The organism is Bifidobacterium lemurum, assembly GCF_014898175.1.
GTDB lineage: Bacteria > Actinomycetota > Actinomycetes > Actinomycetales > Bifidobacteriaceae > Bifidobacterium > Bifidobacterium lemurum.
On the sequence record NZ_CP062948.1, the window covers coordinates 1807169 to 1822892 of the forward strand.

The 15724-nt window shown below is 63.5% G+C and carries 11 protein-coding genes; 9 read left to right on the forward strand and 2 right to left on the reverse strand.

Annotation, left to right across the window (positions count from 1 at the left end; all coding sequences use genetic code 11):
• The first annotated feature begins 38 nt into the window (after positions 1 to 38).
• From BL8807_RS06890 to BL8807_RS06905, 4 genes are all read left to right on the forward strand, one after another.
• On the forward strand, positions 39 to 1418 hold the full coding sequence (locus BL8807_RS06890; RefSeq protein WP_072725046.1) for a CHAP domain-containing protein: 1380 nt from the start codon (positions 39 to 41) through the stop codon (positions 1416 to 1418).
• A 140-nt stretch (positions 1419 to 1558) separates the two neighbouring features.
• Positions 1559 to 2038 carry an SsrA-binding protein SmpB gene (gene smpB, locus BL8807_RS06895; protein ID WP_072725048.1) on the forward strand — a complete coding sequence of 160 codons (480 nt, stop codon included), beginning with the start codon at positions 1559 to 1561 and terminating at the stop codon, positions 2036 to 2038.
• A 311-nt stretch (positions 2039 to 2349) separates the two neighbouring features.
• On the forward strand, positions 2350 to 4242 hold the full coding sequence (gene glmS, locus BL8807_RS06900; protein ID WP_072725054.1) for a glutamine--fructose-6-phosphate transaminase (isomerizing): 1893 nt from the start codon (positions 2350 to 2352) through the stop codon (positions 4240 to 4242).
• Between the two features lie 232 nt (positions 4243 to 4474).
• The gene (locus BL8807_RS06905) at positions 4475 to 5338 is read left to right on the forward strand and encodes a pseudouridine synthase (protein ID WP_072725110.1); all 864 of its coding nucleotides are present in this window, start codon (positions 4475 to 4477) and stop codon (positions 5336 to 5338) included.
• On the opposite strand, the gene BL8807_RS06910 is transcribed toward BL8807_RS06905, so the two are convergent.
• Positions 5328 to 6317 (reverse strand): LacI family DNA-binding transcriptional regulator, encoded by a 990-nt coding sequence (locus BL8807_RS06910; protein ID WP_083570167.1) that lies wholly within the window; start codon positions 6315 to 6317, stop codon positions 5328 to 5330. The two genes, BL8807_RS06905 and BL8807_RS06910, sit on opposite strands and share 11 nt — an antisense overlap.
• Before the next feature lie 225 nt (positions 6318 to 6542).
• Here BL8807_RS06910 and BL8807_RS06915 point away from each other — a divergent pair, with 225 nt between their 5' ends.
• The 3 genes from BL8807_RS06915 to BL8807_RS06925 all read left to right on the forward strand — a co-directional run bounded on the left by BL8807_RS06915 (position 6543) and on the right by BL8807_RS06925 (position 10778).
• Positions 6543 to 7469, forward strand: coding sequence for a carbohydrate ABC transporter permease (locus BL8807_RS06915; RefSeq protein ID WP_193057462.1), 927 nt, complete (start codon positions 6543 to 6545; stop codon positions 7467 to 7469).
• Positions 7470 to 7542: 73 nt separating this feature from the next.
• Positions 7543 to 8532: a carbohydrate ABC transporter permease gene (locus tag BL8807_RS06920; RefSeq protein ID WP_226847293.1), complete on the forward strand. Its 990-nt coding sequence runs from the start codon at positions 7543 to 7545 to the stop codon at positions 8530 to 8532.
• Between the two features lie 170 nt (positions 8533 to 8702).
• Positions 8703 to 10778 carry a beta-galactosidase gene (locus BL8807_RS06925; RefSeq protein ID WP_072726636.1) on the forward strand — a complete coding sequence of 692 codons (2076 nt, stop codon included), beginning with the start codon at positions 8703 to 8705 and terminating at the stop codon, positions 10776 to 10778.
• A 77-nt stretch (positions 10779 to 10855) separates the two neighbouring features.
• Here BL8807_RS06925 and BL8807_RS06930 read toward each other — a convergent pair whose 3' ends face one another.
• On the reverse strand, positions 10856 to 12442 hold the full coding sequence (locus BL8807_RS06930) for an alpha-N-arabinofuranosidase (RefSeq protein ID WP_072726635.1): 1587 nt from the start codon (positions 12440 to 12442) through the stop codon (positions 10856 to 10858).
• Between the two features lie 250 nt (positions 12443 to 12692).
• On the opposite strand from BL8807_RS06930, the gene BL8807_RS06935 reads away from it, so the two are divergent.
• Positions 12693 to 14048: an ABC transporter substrate-binding protein gene (locus BL8807_RS06935; protein ID WP_072726634.1), complete on the forward strand. Its 1356-nt coding sequence runs from the start codon at positions 12693 to 12695 to the stop codon at positions 14046 to 14048.
• Between the two features lie 233 nt (positions 14049 to 14281).
• A complete protein-coding gene (locus tag BL8807_RS06940; RefSeq protein WP_083570267.1) occupies positions 14282 to 15643 on the forward strand; it encodes an ATP-binding protein in 1362 nt (453 codons plus the stop codon).
• Positions 15644 to 15724: the final 81 nt, after the last annotated feature.

The window sequence follows — 15724 nt, forward strand, 5'->3', positions numbered from 1 at the left end:
GGTATTGCCCGTTGTTACGGAAAGGACACTGTACGGCTATGAGAACCTACGCACGTGTGATTCGCCGATCCGCCGCGGCGCTGGCCGCCGCCGGCCTGTGCGCGATGGGGCTGATGGTGGTGGCCCCGGCTCCCGAAGCGCATGCCGACACCTACAGCGATCTGGTCAACGCGCAGAACCAGCATGCCTCCAGCGCCCAGCGTGAGGCCGAACTGCGCTCGCAGCTCGCCGGCGTGAACGAAGACCTCGCGGAGAAGATCATCCAACTGGACAATCTGACCAACACGCAGATCCCCGCCGCGCAGGAGAAGGTCACCCAGGCGAACGAGGACGCCGCCTCCGCCCAATCCGAGGCCGATGCCGCCGCCGAGCGTCTCGCCGCCGCGCAGAAGGACAAGGAGGATCTCGAGGCGCAGATCGAGCAGACCGGCGAGGACTACGATGACGCGCACGCGGCCGTGGCCCAGCTGGCCCGTGAGGACATGCACGGATCCGACACCTCGGATCTGATGAGCGTGGTCACCGGTTCCACCAGCACCGAGGAGTTCATCAACTCGATGCAGTCGCGTGACGCGCTCTCGCGCAACGAGGCGAACGCCGCCTCATCCGCCGCGGTGACATTGAACACGTCGATGAACCGCAGCGAGCGTCTTGCCGCCATCGAAAAGCAGATCAGCGAACTGAAGACCAAGGCCGACGAGAAGGCCGCGACCGCGCAGACCGCCGCCACCACGGCCCAGCAGGAGCGCGACGAACTGGACGCGCTGCGCCAGCAGGGCGAGGAACAGCGCGCCGAACTGGAAAGCATGCAGGACCAGCTGGACAGCGAGGCGGCCCAGCAGGCGGCGCAAACCGTGCTGCTGCAATCGCAGATCGACTCGTACAACCGTCAGTGGCAGCAGGAGCAGGCCGCGGCGTCCGGCACGGTCAATGGCGGCAGCCAGGGCAGCACCGGCGGCAATACCGGAGGAAACACCGGCGGCAATACCGGTGGCTCGACCGGAGGCAGCACCGGTGGTTCGACCGGTGGCTCCACGAGCGGCTCCACCAGCAGCGGCCAAGGCACCAGCTACGGCGACTACGGCAACGCCTACGTGGCCGGCCAGTGCACGTATTGGGCGTACGAACGCCGCCGCCAGATGGGCATCGGCACGCCGTCCTATTTGGGTAACGGCGGAGACTGGTATAAAACCGCGCCGAGCTACGGCCTTCGCGTGGACCACAATCCCGAGGTGGGCGCCGCGCTCTCCTTCCTGCCCGGCCAGGACGGTGCCGACGGCTTCTACGGCCATGTGGCCGTGGTGGAGGCCGTGTACAGCGACGGTACTTTCCTGATCTCCGAAATGAACTGGGGTGGCCCCTGGATCATGCACTACCGCACTCTGACCAACAACGGCCAGTACTGGTTCGTGCACTGACCGGGTTCTGGGCGGCGCGTTCCGACCGCCGGCCGACCATACGCATGTTCGCCCAACGCGCTGCCCGATATCCGGGCGGCGCGTTTTGTGATAGTGTCGTTCGTTGCTAGCGGGAGCGGTATGGACGAAAGGAGGTCCCGATGGCGAAGGAACAAGGCGTGAAGCCGATCGCGCAGAACAAGAAGGCGCGGCACGACTACGCCATCGAGGACCGGTACGAGGCCGGGCTGGTGCTCACCGGCACCGAGGTCAAATCTCTGCGCGAAGGGCGCGCCTCGCTGGCCGAGGCGTTCATCACCATCGACCGCCGCGGGGAGATCTGGATGGAAGGCGCCAACATCCCCGAATACTTCAACGGCACGTGGAACAACCACGCGCCCAAGCGCAAGCGCAAGCTGTTGCTGCACGCCCAGCAGATCGCCAAACTCGCGCGCCAATCCGAGGCCAAAGGCTACACGATCGTGCCGTTGAGCCTGTACTTCAAAGACGGCCGCGCCAAGGTCGAGATCGCGCTGGCGCGGGGCAAGCGCGAATTCGACAAGCGCCAGGCCCTGCGCGAGGAGCAGGACAAGCGTGAGGCCCTGCGCGCCATGCGCTACGCCAACAAGCGCTCCCGCTGAATTTGCGAATCTCCATCGTCACCCTGAGCGGGAGCGTGGTGCCCCGCCGTCATCCTGGGCGGAGCGCAGCGAGACGCAAGGATCTCAAAACCATGTTGCCTCATGAGATCCTTCGACTCCGGCCCAACGGTCTCCGCTCAGGATGACAGGGTGGAGGCGCTGCGCTCCGCCCAGGATGACGGGGTGGAGGCTGCTCCGCTCAGGATGACTGGTGCGGCGTTGTGTTTCGCTTGGAATGACGGCGTAAGAGATGTGCGCAGAAGCGGGTCGGTAACGAAGCGTGGCATCGCCATCGGTTAGGCTGGTGAGCTATGTGTGGAATCGTTGGATATGCAGGAAATCTGGAAACCGCGTGCGACAAGCCGCTTGAGGTATGCCTTCAGGGACTGGCCCGACTGGAATACCGCGGATACGACTCGGCCGGCGTGGCGCTGACCGCCCCCGGCATGGACCATGTCGAAGTGCGCAAGAAAGCCGGACGGCTGGCCAACCTCACCGAAGACATCGAACGCCGCCCGATGCCGCAGGCCACCGTGGCGATCGGACACACGCGCTGGGCCACCAACGGCGTGCCGTCCGACGTGAACGCGCATCCGCACACCAGCCGCGACGGCAAAGTCGCGATCATCCACAACGGCATCATCGAGAACGCCTCGCAACTGCGTCTCGACCTGCAATCCGAAGGCTACCGTTTCGCCTCCAAAACCGACACCGAAGTGGCCGCCAAACTGCTCGGCAAAATCGTGGACGCGATCATCGCCGAAGAAGGTGCGCCCGACCTGTTCAAAGCGATGCGCCGCATGGCCCGCATGCTGGAGGGCGCGTTCACCATTCTGGCGACCGACTGCCGCCAGCCCGGCATCGTCGTGGGCGCGCGCCACGACTCGCCGCTGGTGGTGGGCCTGGGCGAAGGCGAGAATTTCCTCGGTTCCGATGTGGCCGCGTTCGTCGCCTACACCAAACGCGCGCTCGAAGTGGGCCAGGACCAGTGCGTGTGCGTGTCCGCCGACGCCGTGGTGGTGAACGATTTCTACGGCAACGTGATCGAGGATCCCTCCACCTACACCGTGGACTGGGACGCTTCGGCCGCCGAGAAGGGCGGCTGGGACTCGTTCATGGACAAGGAGATCCATGAGGATCCGGCCGCCGTGCAGCGCACGCTGCTGGGCCGCTTCGACGAGCGCGGCGACATCACCCTCGACGAGGTGCGCATCGACGACCACGACTTCAAATCCATCGACAAGATCATCGTCATCGCCTGCGGCACCGCCGCCTACGCCGGACAGGTGGCCAAATACGCCATCGAGCATTGGGTGCGCGTGCCCGTGGAGGTGGAGCTCGCCCACGAATTCCGCTACCGCGATCCGATCCTGACCCCGCGCACGCTGGTGGTGGCCATCTCGCAGTCCGGTGAGACGATGGATACGCTGATGGCCCTGCGCCACGCCCGCGAACAAGGCTCCAAGGTGCTGGCCATCTGCAATACGCAGGGCGCCTCGATCCCGCGCGAATCCGACGCGGTGCTCTACACGCACGCCGGCCCCGAAGTGGCCGTCGCCTCCACGAAGGCCTTCGTCGCGCAGGTCACCGCCTCCTATCTGCTGGGACTGTATCTCGCGCAGGTCAAAGGCGCGATGTTCCGCGACGAGATCCGTCAGATCCTCGACGCGCTCAAGGACATGCCCGCCAAAATCCAGTGGATCCTCGACACGCAGATGACCGCCGTGCACGAGGCCGCCGCCGATATGGTCGACGCGCATTCCTTCCTGTTCCTCGGCCGCCATGTGGGCTATCCCGTGGCCATGGAGGGCGCGCTCAAGCTCAAGGAGATCGCCTACACCTTCACCGAAGGATTCGCCGCCGGCGAACTCAAGCACGGGCCGATCGCCCTGGTGGACGAAGGCGAGCCCGTGGTGTTCATCGTGCCGCCCTCGCACGGCCGCGACGTGCTGCACGCCAAGGTGCTGTCCGGCATCGAAGAGGTCAAGGCCCGCGGCGCCTACATCATCGCCGTGGCGGAACGCGGCGACAAGGATGTGGAGCGCTATGCGGACGTGGTGTTCTGGCGTCCCGAATGCCCGACTCTCCTGAGCCCCTTGGTGGATGTGGTGCCGTTGCAGATCTTCGCCATGGATATGGCCAAACTCAAGGGCTACGACGTGGACAAGCCGCGCAACCTCGCCAAGTCCGTCACCGTTGAGTGATCCGTGGATTGCCGCTGTTCGCAGCGTTCGTCCGTATAGTGTCTGACAGTGCGGTGTCCGCAGACGTCCGGCATATTCCGTTCACGGGATCGCTCCAGGCCGCTTGGGCCAAGCCTTACACCCGTGAACGGAATATGCCGGACGCCTGCTCGTTAGGTGCAGGGTCTTACGGAGATTGGCGGCGTTGGACGCTTGGTGTCCGCTCGTTTCGCTGAGACGAATGGGTGATGTGATGGGTGGGAAACGACATCGGTATGTGGTTGAGGAGCCTCGGATTCCGTTTGAATGCGAGGTGCTGTACGAGGATGATCGGATCATCGTCGTGGACAAGCCGCATTTTCTGGCGACGACTCCGCGCGGCATGTGGTATCGCGAGACGGCGCTGATCCGGCTTCGCGAGCGGTATGGCGAGCCGGATATCGTTCCGGCGCATCGGCTGGACCGGCTCACGGCCGGCGTGGTGGTGTTCGTGCGCGATCCTGCGGCGCGCGGCGCGTATCAGATGCTGTTCCAGAACCGGCAGACGGTCAAAACCTATGAATGCCTGGCGGTATGCCGTCCGGTGGCGACGCCGCGCTTCGGCACGGTGACGCGGCTCGAGCCGCCTCGGCCGTTTCCGCTGCTGCGCCGCTCGCATATCACCAAAGACCGCGGTGTGCTGCAGGCCTATGAGGAGCCGGGCGTCGTGAACGCGGAGACCCTGATCGAACGCGGCGGCATAGCGTTCGTGCGTCGTTCAGACGCGTCGGGGGAGTGCGACGGAGATGGCCGTTCCGATAGGGGCGTCGGTGCCGGTGCCGCTGGTGTGGTTGGCGGCATTGGCGTAAGGCGCTGTATGTCGGCGGAAAATCGCGCACCGGTCTGCCGGTATGTGCTGCATCCGCGTACCGGCAAAACGCATCAGCTGCGCGTGCATATGAACTCGCTGGGACTGCCGATTCTCGGCGATGACTTCTACCCGCGCATCATCGAGCGCGCCTACGACGACTTCAGCCAGCCGCTGGAACTGGTGGCCCGCCGCTTGGAATTCACCGACCCCATCACCGGCGAGCCGCGTGACTTCGTTTCACGCGTCCCGCTTGGGGCTATGCGCTGATGTCGCGCACGGATCCGCGTTCGACGAGCTCGGGCGGAATCACCGTTTTGACGCCGACGGGGACTTTCTCGCCCTCGCATTGGCGTCGGATCATCGCGAAGGCCTCGCTGCCGATACGGTCGAAGCGCATGCGCATGGTGGTGAGATTGAGCCGGGGCACCATACCGACCAATGAATCGTCGACGCCGATCACGCTCACATCCTCCGGCACGCGTTTGCCGGCGGCCTCCAATCCGCAGATCGCCCCGTAGGCCATCTGGTCGTTGGCGGCGTAGATCGCCGTGCATTCGGGATCGTGCGCCAAGGCGAGGCCGGCCTGATATCCGCTGTCGGCCTCCCAATCGCCCACATATGTCGACGGCACGCGCGCTCCGACCTGTTCGAGCGCGTCGCGCCATCCCTTGAGACGGCTTTCGGCCGCGCGTGAGGATGAGGGGCCGCAGATGTGGTAGACCGTGCGGTGGCCTTTGCTCAGCAGGAAATCGACGACCGCGGTGGAGCATCCATACTGGTCGGTGTCGATGGTGGGGCAGTTGTCGGACGGCCCTTCGGTGACCAGTACGACCGGCAGTTCCTTGGGTGGGACGAAGGTGTTGAAATCGGCGATCATCTCCTCCAACACCACGATCACGCCGTCCACAGGTTGTTGCTTCATGCGTTCGATGGCGGTGTTGAGTGTGCGTTCGGGGCCGTGCTTCATGGTCTGCACGGTGATCGAATAGTCGTTGTCCGCCGCGGTGGTGGCGATGCCGTTGAGGATGCGCGCGTTGCCATAGGTGGTCATGTTGAACAGTACGACGCCGATGTCTTTGAAACGTCCGTGTTTGAGCGCCCTGGCCGCGTAGTTGGGGCGGTATCCGAGCTTCTCCATCGCCGCTTCGACGCGCTGGCGTGTTTCGGGGCGTACCGCGTTGCTGCCGTTGGCCACGCGGGATACGGTTTGGGGCGAGACTCCGGCTTCTTTGGCGACGTCCTGCATTGACGCCTGTGGTGTGCGTTCCATGGTTCCTACTTTAGAAGAACAAACAACAATGTTTTCGTTATCATTATAAACTCCTTTGAAATTGTTTCGACACGACTGTGTTGCGGATGTAGTGGCGATGGTGTTAGTATGGTAACGCAAACATTTTAGCGATGATTGACTTCCGTGGATCGCTCCGCGCAGGCCAATCTGCGGAATACCTTCGAAGGAGAGGGGTTGAGGATGGTTTCAGCTGAAGCGTCCGCGGCGGCGTCGCATTCGACGTCGGCGCGTGTGAATCGGCATAGGGCTGATTGGCGTGGTTGGAAGTTCATGTGGCCGTTCGCGGTGGTGTTCGTGTTCGTGTTCATCGTGCCGATCGTGTACGCGGTGTACATCTCGTTCTTCCAGAAGCGCATGGTGGGCGGTACCCGGTTCGTGGGGGTCGATAATTACGTGCGTTTGTTCCAGGATCCGAATTTCTGGAGTTCGGTGGGCCGGGTGGCCCTGTTCACGGTGGTGCAGGTGCCGATCATGCTGTTCCTGGCCGCCGCGTTGGCGTTGGCGTTGGATTCGATGAAGCTGCACGGCGCGAAGTTCTTCCGCATCTCGACCTTCCTGCCGTACGCGGTGCCGGCCGTGGTCTCGACGATGATCTGGGGGTTCATGTACGGCGCGAAGTACGGTCTGGTGGGCTCGTTGAACGATCTGCTGGGCACTGATCTGGACGTGCTGGCGCCGAGCGTGCTGTTGGCGAGCATCGGGAACATCGTGACGTGGGAGTTCACGGGCTACAACATGCTGATCTTCTACAGCTCGCTTTCCACGATCCCGCATTCCCTGTACGAGGCGGCGAGCATCGACGGCGCGTCGGAGTGGCAGATCATCCGCCGGATCAAATTGCCGGAGTTGAAGGGGTCGTTGGCGATCACGGTGATCTTCTCGATCATCGGCTCGTTCCAGCTGTTCAACGAGCCGTCGATCATGGAGAACATGGTGCCGGGCAACGCGATCACGACGTATTACACGCCGAACATGTACGCGTACAACCTGAGCTTCAGCGGCAACCAGAGCAATTACGCGGCCGCCCTGGCGATCGTGATGGCCGTGATCACCATGGCGATCGCGTACGCGGTGCAGCTCAACAGCATGAAGGAGCAGATGAAATGAGCGCGCGGGTTGAACGGGCGAGGACGATCGGGACGACGGCGCGCATGGCGCGCGGACACGAGGGAGGACTGCGATGAGCACGGCGACGATGACGGCCTCGGATCTCAGGGCGCAGGAGCGGGCCGCGAAAAGGGCCGAGAGGGAGCGCCAGAGGAGGGTCGCGCGCGACGAGAAGGCCGAGCGCAAACGGGCCGCCAGGAACGGGTTCGCGAACGTGGCCAACCCCAGGAGGTCGGTGCTGCTGACGGTGGTGTGCGCGGTGTTCGCCGTGTACTGCCTGTTCCCGTTCGTGTACCTGCTGATCAACGCGACCAAGACGCAGGCGGACTTCACGTCCACGTTCGGCCTGGGCTTCGGCGACACGTTCGCCCTGTGGGACAACATCGCCACGGTGTTCGCCTACCAGGACGGGATCTTCGCCCGCTGGCTGGTGAACACGCTCCTGTACGTGGTGGTGGGCGCGGGCGGGGCGACCCTGCTGGCGATCATGGGCGGCTACGCCCTGGCCAAGTTCCGCTTCCCGGGCCGCAGGGCCGTGTTCGCGGTCATCATCGGCTCCATCTCGGTGCCCGGCATCGCATTGGCGGTCCCGCAGTTCCTCCTGTTCGCCAAACTGGGGTTGACGAACACGCCGTGGGCGATGATCATCCCGAGCCTGATCTCGCCGTTCGGCCTGTACCTGATGTGGATCTTCTCGGAGCAGGCCGTGCCCACCGAGCTCCTGGAGGCGGCGCGCGTGGACGGGGCGGGCGAGTGGCGCACGTTCTGGCAGGTCAGCCTGCCCCTGCTCGCGCCCGGGATCGTGACGACCGCGCTGTTCACGATCGTGGCGACCTGGAACAACTACTTCCTCCCGTTGATCATGCTCAAGGACGCCGACTGGTACCCCCTGACCATCGGCCTGAACCAATGGAAGGACCAAGCCTCGACCGCGGGCGGGCAGGCGATCCAGAACCTCGTGATCACCGGAAGCCTGATCACCATCATCCCCCTGGTCATCGCGTTCCTCATGCTCCAGAAATACTGGCAGTCAGGACTCGCCGCAGGAGCCGTCAAAGAATAGGTCCGTCCCGCGAGAGTCGCGGATGATGGGATCGAGAGAGTGGCTCACCACGTGTGGAGGCATCATGCAGGTATTCGCGCGGTTGCGCATCGTGCAGGTGCCTCCTTGCGTGGCCGTCTGAATCCGACGAGGCATATCAGACGGAACAACCCAAGGAGTGAAGAACAACTATGAACGAACGTAAGCAGTTCCAATGGCCGCAGCCGCTGGAAGGCAACCGGCCCCGCATCTGGTACGGCGGCGACTACAACCCCGACCAGTGGCCGGAGGAGGTCTGGGACGAGGACATCGAGCTGATGCACCGGGCCGGAGTCAATTTCGTCTCCGTCGGCATCTTCTCATGGGCCAAACTCGAACCTGAAGAGGGCGTCTATGATTTCGACTGGCTCGACCGCGTGATCGACAAGCTGGGCAAGGCCGGCATCGCCGTCGACCTCGCCTCGGGCACCGCATCCCCGCCGATGTGGCTCACCCAAAAGCACCCCGAGGTGCTGTGGGAGGACGAGCGCGGCGACACCTGCTGGCCCGGCGCCCGTCAGCATTGGCGCGCCACCAGTCCGGTCTTCCTCGACTACGCGCTCAAACTGTGCCGTGCCATGGCCGAGCATTACCAGGACAATCCCTATGTTGTGGCCTGGCATGTGGGCAACGAATACGGCTGCCACAACCGCTTCGACTATTCGGACGACGCGATGCGCGCCTTCCAGAAGTGGTGCGAGGCGCGCTACGGCACCATCGAGGCGGTGAACGACGCGTGGGGCACCGCCTTCTGGGCGCAGCGGATGAACGACTTCTCCGAAATCATCCCGCCCCGCTTCATCGGCGACGGCAACTTCATGAACCCCGGCAAACTGCTCGACTGGAAGCGCTTCAGCTCCGACGCGCTGCTCGAATTCTACCGGGCCGAACGCGACGCGCTGCTTGAGATCACCCCCGGCAAGCCGCAGACCACGAACTTCATGGTCTCCGCGTCCGGTACCGGCATCGATTACGACAAGTGGGGCTACGACGTCGATTTCGTCTCCAACGACCACTATTTCACGCCCGGGGAGGCGCATCTCGACGAGCTGGCGTATTCCGCCTCGCTGTGCGACGGCATCGCCCGCAAGAACCCGTGGGCGCTGATGGAGCATTCCACCTCCGCGGTGAACTGGCGGCCGATCAACCACCGCTGCGAGCCCGGCGAGCTGGTGCGGGACTCCCTGGCGCATCTGGCCATGGGCGCGGACGCGATCTGCTACTTCCAGTGGCGGCAATCCAAGGCGGGCGCGGAGAAGTGGCATTCCTCGATGGTGCCGCACGCCGGCCCGGATTCGCAGGTGTTCCGTGACGTGTGCGAGCTGGGCGCCGAGCTGGACCGGCTTTCCGACGAGGGGTTGCCTGGCACCAGACTGGCCAAGTCGTCGGTTGCCGTGGTGTTCGACTATGAATCGCAGTGGGCGACCGAACACACCGCCACCCCCAGCCAGCAGGTGCGCCATTGGACCGAGCCTCTCGACTGGTTCCGCGCGCTGGCCGACCAAGGGTTGACCGCCGACGTGGTGCCGGTGCGGGGCGGCTGGGACCAATACGAGGCCGCGGTGCTGCCCAGCCTGTACCTCCTCTCCGAGGAGACGTCGCGCCGCGTGCGCGAGTATGTGGAGCGAGGCGGCAAGCTGTTCGTGACCTATTACACCGGGCTGGCGGACGAGCGGGACCATATCTGGCTGGGCGGATATCCCGGATCCATCCGCGATGTGGTCGGCGTGCGCGTCGAGGAGTTCGCGCCGCTGGGCACGGATCATCCCGGCACAATGGCCAGTCTGAAGTTGAGCAACGGAGTCGAGGCGTATGATTTCGCCGATGTGATCGGCGACGTGGCCGAGAGCGCGCGTGTGCTCGCCACCTTCCAGGCCGATCCGTGGACTGGATTCGACGGCGCGCCCGCGATCACCGTCAACACGTACGGAGATGGCAAGGCGGCCTATGTGGGGGCGCGCTTGGGTCGTGAAGGCCTGTCCGCCAGCCTTCCGCAATTGTTGGATGAGATGGGTATCGCCGCCGGCGGCCCCGGTTCCGGCAAGGTGCTGCGCGTCGAACGTGTGGACGAGACTGGTGGGAGGCGTTTCGTCTTCCTGTTCAACCGCACCCATGAGACGGTGGAGGTCGATGTGGAGGGCGAGCCGCTGGTCGCCTCGCTGGCTCGGGTCGACGAGTCCGGCACCGCCGAGATCTCCCCCAACGGCGTGCTGGTGCTCAAGCGCTGACGCACCGCTAACAATCACCAAGGGGTGATGTCCCATGCGGACATCACCCCTTATGTCATGTTCGGTGGCGGTTTCGCTTAGGCGGTGAATTCGATCGCGGCCCAGGAGATCGCGGGCAACGAACAGGCGATTCGGCCGTCCCCGCCGAGTGTGGCGGGCAGCGGCCGAGGCGTCACCGCGTTCGGCTCGTCCGCCGTGTTCTGGCGGTGCGGATCGTCGTCGTGCAACACGATCGCCTTCGCGATGGCGACATGCGCGTCGCTTGCGTCGGTGTCGGACGGTGCGTTCGCATTGACGCCCGGCAGCGCGGTGAGGTCGATGCGCAGGTCGTGCGCGTGTGAGACGTCGCGGTTGACGGCCAGCAGCAGGCCGGTGCGCGACGTCTCGTCCCACGTCACCACCGCATCCACCGCGTCCACCTCGCCGTACGCCTCGGTGCGGATGACGGGCGCGTCGATCCGCGGCGCGAACACCATGCCCTTGGCGTGCCGCGCGGCCTCGGCGAAGGGGTAGAACACGGTCTGTCTCCAGGCGGGGCCGCCGTCCGGCTCGGCCATGATCGGGGCGATCACGTTGACCAGCTGCGCGCGGGAGGCGGAACGCACGCGGTCGCAATGCTTGAGCAGTGTGATCATCAGCGAGCCCTCCACCACGGCGTCGGCCGCGGAGTAGATGTCCTCCAGCAGATGCGGGGCGACGGGCCAAGGCTCGTGGTGCAGGCCCTCGCCGGCGGCGGCCTTCCATTCGTCCTCCTGCCGGTTCCACACGTCGGAATACCACACGCCCCATTCGTCGAAGCTCAACGCGATGTCGTGGTCTCCCTTGTTGGCGGCTTTGGCCTCGTCGGCGCATGCCGCCACCGTGGCGATGAATTGCTTCATATCCTCGGCCGAGGCGAGGTAGTCCTGCATGGAGCTCGCGCCGCGTTCGTAGTAGTAGGCGTGGCAGGAGACGAAATCGAGGTTGTCGTAGGCCTTGGTGAGCACGGTGCGCTCCCACTGGCCGAAGGTGGGCATATGCGCGCTCGACGAGCCGCAGGCCACCAGTTCGAGCCCGGATTCGGCGAGTTTCATCGCATGGGCCACCTTGTCGACCGCGGCGGCGTACTCGTCCGGAGTCATATGCCCGACCTGCCAGGGGCCGTCCATCTCGTTGCCGATGCACCACATCTTGACGTCCATCGGTTCGGGGATGCCGTTGGCCACACGGCGGTCGGCCAATGCGGTTCCCGGCGCTCCGTTGACGTATTCGAGTTCCTCAAGCGCCGCATGCAGGCCACGCGTGCCGAGGTTCACGGCGAGCATGATCTCGGTGCCGGCGGATTTGCTCCATTTGTGGAAGTCGTCGATGCCGACCTGGTTGGTCTCCGTCTGGTGCCAGGCGAGGTCGCGGCGCACGGGACGCCGTTCCTTGGGGCCGGTGCCGTCCTCCCAGTTGTAGTTCGACACGAAGTTGCCGCCGGGGTAGCGCACGCAGGTGACGCCCAGCTCCCTGACCAGGTCGAGCACGTCCTGGCGGAATCCGTCGGCGTTGGCGGTGGGGTGGTCGGGCTCGTAGATGCCGCCGTACACGCAGCGGCCCACATGTTCGACGAAGGAGCCGAACATGCGTGGGGGAACGTCGGCGACCGCCGAATCGGAGCCGATGGTGATGGTGATGGTCATATGCTTCCTTTCCGGTTGGCGCGCGTCGGTGCGTGCGGAGCCGTCTTATGCCGCGGTCGTCATTGTTATGGTTGCGTCGCCATATTAACTCATATAACTGTAGTGATGGATATGTGCATTTTTGCGCTTCCGTGTGTCGTGTTTGCGTAAACATTTTTATCGTGATAGTGTCATACGCAACGAAGCAAACTGCGAATGATCCAGATGTTGCGTCGTTGGAACCAATAATCCTGGAAGAAGGAATGGAACGATGAAGTTCACTGCTCAAAAGGCGATCGCAGCCACCGGCGCAATCGCGATGATGGTTGGTATCGCGGCTTGCGGCTCGTCCAACGCCGACACCTCCGCCGACGAATCCGGTTCGGGCACGACCGAGATCACGGTGTGGGCCTGGGAGCCCACCCTGGAGCGCACCATCGAGGGCTTCGAGGCCGAGAATCCCGACATCTCGGTGACGGTGACCAACGCCGGCACCAACACGGACGAGTACAACGCGTTGAACAACGCCATCGAAGGCGGCTCCGGCGCTCCCGACATCGCCCAGATCGAGTACTACGCGCTGCCCGAATACCAGATCCGCGGTTATGTGATGGACCTGAGCGAATACGGCGCCGACGAGTTCTCGGACTTCTACACTCCGGGCACCTGGAGCTCCGTGAACCTCAACGGCGGCGTGTACGCCCTGCCGATGGATTCCGGCCCGATGGCCTGGTTCTACAACAAGGACGTCTTCGACGCCGCCGGCGTCGACCCGACCCAGGTGCGCACGTGGGACGACTTCTACGAGGCCGCCAAGGCCATCCGCGCCACCGGCTCCTACATCACCTCCGACTCCGGCGACGCCGGCTTCTTCGATTCGATGTCCTGGCTCGCCGGCGCGACGCCCTTCGACACCTCCTCCGACGGCACCGAGGTGACCATCGATCTGACGGGCGACAGCGGCGTCACGACCTTCACCGAATTCTGGCAGAAGCTCATCGATGAGGACCTCATCGACACCCAGACCGTCGGCTGGTCCGACGAATGGAACAGGGGTCTGAACGACGGCTCCATCGCCTCTCTGCTGACCGGCGCCTGGATGCCGTACAACCTGCTCTCCGGCGCTCCCGACGGCGACGGCAAGTGGCGCATCACCCAGATGCCCACCGCCGACGGATCCGAAACCAATTCCGAGAACGGCGGCTCCTCGCTGGCTCTGATCCAGACCGACGACACCGCCAAGGCCGAGGCCGCCTACAAGTTCATGGAATACGCCTGCCACAACGCCGACGGCATCGCCACCCGCGTCGACGGCGGCGCCTTCCCGGCCGACAACGACACCCTCGCCTCCGAGGACTTCCTCAACATGACCTCGCTGACCGACTCCGACGGCAACGCCCACGAGTACTTCGGCGGACAGAAGTTCAACGAGGAGCTCGCCAAGGCCGCGGCCAACGTGTCCACCGGCTACAAGTTCCTGCCCTTCGAGGTCTACGCCCGCGGCGTCTTCGCCGACGACGCCGGCGCCGCCTACACCGACCAGTCCATCACGCTCGCCGACGGCGTGGCGGCTTGGGAGGAGAACCTCAAGTCCTATGCCGAGCAGCAGGGCTACACCGTGAAGTAACGGCGCTCCGCAGCTGGAACGATCGCTGACGCGGCCCGTCGATGGAAACCCATCGGCGGGCCGCGTCGCTGTGCCGTCGGTCGTGGCTTGTGTGTTCCGAAGTCGGTGATTTCGTGTGTCGGCAGAGAGATGAAGTTCTGCATTTCGTGTGAGAAACGACTTCCGAAGTTCTGCATTTCGTGTAACATCGGAGATGTGAAGTTCTGCATTTCGTGTTGGTGGTGAGGCTGGACATGTTGGAACGTAAGGCGTATCAACGGTTGGTGGAGTGGAAGAACACCAGCCGCGGCAAAACCGCTCTGATGGTGGAGGGGGCACGTCGTGTGGGCAAAAGCACGTTGGTCTCCCAATTTGGCAAACAGGAATACCGTTCGTGCCTGTTCATCGATTTTTTCCAGGCCACCGAGGAGGTGCGTCAGTATTTCCGCGACTATCGCACGGATCTGGACACGCTGTTCCTTTACCTGTCGACGTACTATGGCGTCGAATTGTATGAGCGGGACACGTTGGTGGTGTTCGACGAAGTGCAGATGTTCCCCGAAGCGCGCGGTTTGATTAAATATCTGGTTGCGGATGGCCGCTTCGACTACATCGAAACCGGTTCTCTGCTATCCATCAGGCAGAACATTCAAGATATCGTCATTCCCTCGGAAGAGGAATCCATGGACTTGAATCCGATGGATTTCGAGGAATTCCTGTGGGCGATGGGGCAACGACAGCTCGCCGACCTCATTCGTCGTCAGTTCGCGGCGTCGCGGCCACTGCCTGACGGATTGCATCGACGCGCCATGGGGCTGCTCCGAGAATACATGCTGGTCGGAGGTATGCCGGATCCGGTGAGCATCTACGTTGAACAGCGGAAATTCGCCTCTGTGGATGCCAGCAAACGGCGCATCCTCGAACTCTATCGCAATGATGTGGCAAGGTTCGCGCGTGGATACGAGTTCAAAGTCGCCTCCGTGCTTGACGGGATTCCGGGACAGCTCTCCAAGCATGAGAAACGGTTCTCGTTAAGCTCATTGGGCAAAAGCGCTCGCATGCGTGATTACGAGGAATCCTTTTTCTGGTTGGCCGATGCCCGTATCGCCAACCTCTGTTTCGCCTGCGCTGATCCCTCCGTGGGACTGTCGCTCAGTATGGAACAGACATCGCTCAAATGCTATATGGCGGACACCGGACTGTTGGTGTCCCTGGCGTTCGCCGACAGCGCCGCAACCGACGAAAACGTGTATCGTGCCGTGCTTCGCGGTGACATCGGGCTGAATGAGGGCATGCTCACGGAGAACATCGTGGCTCAGATGCTGCGGGCCAACGGACATAAATTGTTCTTCTATACCCAATCGGGGCAAAAGGGAAACGAGGAACGCATGGAAATCGACTTCCTAATCATCCGTCCGTATGCCGATGCCGCGATGAAGCCGCGCGTCAGTCCGGTCGAGGTCAAATCCCCGCGCCAGTATGGCACCACATCATTGGATCGGTTCGGAGCGAAATTCGGCAAACGCGTCGGTGTGCAATACGTGATTCATCCCAAACAGATGGACGTCAAAGACGGCCGCGTGTATCTGCCGCTGTACATGGCCTTCTGTTTGTGAGCTGGATTCCTTGTCATCCCGAGTGTTCTCCTCGTCATCCCGAGCGGAGCCGAGGGATCTCACGTGCGGTTGAGATTCCTC

Bases quoted from the DNA above. Each gene is read 5' to 3' on its own strand.
- BL8807_RS06940 (WP_083570267.1), top strand. From the start codon at position 14,282: ATGTTGGAACGTAAGGCGTATCAACGGTTGGTGGAGTGGAAGAACACC.
- smpB (WP_072725048.1), top strand. From the start codon at position 1,559: ATGGCGAAGGAACAAGGCGTGAAGCCGATCGCGCAGAACAAGAAGGCG.
- BL8807_RS06920 (WP_226847293.1), top strand. From the start codon at position 7,543: ATGAGCACGGCGACGATGACGGCCTCGGATCTCAGGGCGCAGGAGCGG.
- BL8807_RS06905 (WP_072725110.1), top strand. From the start codon at position 4,475: ATGGGTGGGAAACGACATCGGTATGTGGTTGAGGAGCCTCGGATTCCG.
- BL8807_RS06935 (WP_072726634.1), top strand. From the start codon at position 12,693: ATGAAGTTCACTGCTCAAAAGGCGATCGCAGCCACCGGCGCAATCGCG.
- BL8807_RS06930 (WP_072726635.1), bottom strand. From the start codon at position 12,442: ATGACCATCACCATCACCATCGGCTCCGATTCGGCGGTCGCCGACGTT.
- BL8807_RS06925 (WP_072726636.1), top strand. From the start codon at position 8,703: ATGAACGAACGTAAGCAGTTCCAATGGCCGCAGCCGCTGGAAGGCAAC.
- BL8807_RS06910 (WP_083570167.1), bottom strand. From the start codon at position 6,317: ATGCAGGACGTCGCCAAAGAAGCCGGAGTCTCGCCCCAAACCGTATCC.
- glmS (WP_072725054.1), top strand. From the start codon at position 2,350: ATGTGTGGAATCGTTGGATATGCAGGAAATCTGGAAACCGCGTGCGAC.
- BL8807_RS06915 (WP_193057462.1), top strand. From the start codon at position 6,543: ATGGTTTCAGCTGAAGCGTCCGCGGCGGCGTCGCATTCGACGTCGGCG.
- BL8807_RS06890 (WP_072725046.1), top strand. From the start codon at position 39: ATGAGAACCTACGCACGTGTGATTCGCCGATCCGCCGCGGCGCTGGCC.